Source organism: Mycobacterium sp. E1715 (assembly GCF_001667625.1).
In the GTDB taxonomy this organism is placed as follows: Bacteria; Actinomycetota; Actinomycetes; order Mycobacteriales; family Mycobacteriaceae; genus Mycobacterium.
Genome location: NZ_LZJJ01000220.1, coordinates 1 through 515 on the forward strand (window position 1 = coordinate 1; position 515 = coordinate 515).

Consider the following 515-nt stretch of genomic DNA (forward strand, 5'->3'; position numbering starts at 1 on the left):
AGTGTGGCCATTGTCGGGTCGGGAAACATCAGTACTGACCTGCTCTACAAGTTGCTGCGGTCGGAGTGGCTGGAGCCGCGCTGGATGGTGGGCATCGACCCGCAAAGCGAGGGCTTGGCGCGGGCCCGCAAGCTGGGCCTGGAGACCACGCACGAGGGCGTGGACTGGTTGCTGGCCCAGTCGGAGAAGCCCGACCTGGTGTTCGAGGCGACGAGTGCGTATGTGCACCGGGACGCGGCGCCGAAGTATGCGGCCGCGGGGATTCGGGCGATCGACCTGACCCCGGCCGCCGTGGGCCCGGCGGTCATCCCGCCGGCCAACCTCCGCGAGCACCTGGACGCTCCGAACGTCAACATGATCACCTGTGGCGGGCAGGCGACCATCCCGATCGTCTACGCGGTGAGCCGGGTGGTGGAGGTGCCCTACGCTGAGATCGTGGCGTCGGTGGCGTCGGTCTCGGCCGGGCCGGGCACGCGGGCCAACATCGACGAGTTCACCAAGACCACCAGCAAGGG

Annotated in this window: 1 protein-coding gene; it reads left to right on the forward strand. The window is 68.7% G+C overall.

From position 1 onward, the window contains the following. Positions 1 to 3: 3 nt before the first annotated feature. Positions 4 to 515, forward strand: a 512-nt coding sequence (locus A9X03_RS12175) for an acetylating acetaldehyde dehydrogenase (RefSeq protein WP_231975386.1), incomplete at its 3' end; no start/stop codon positions are given.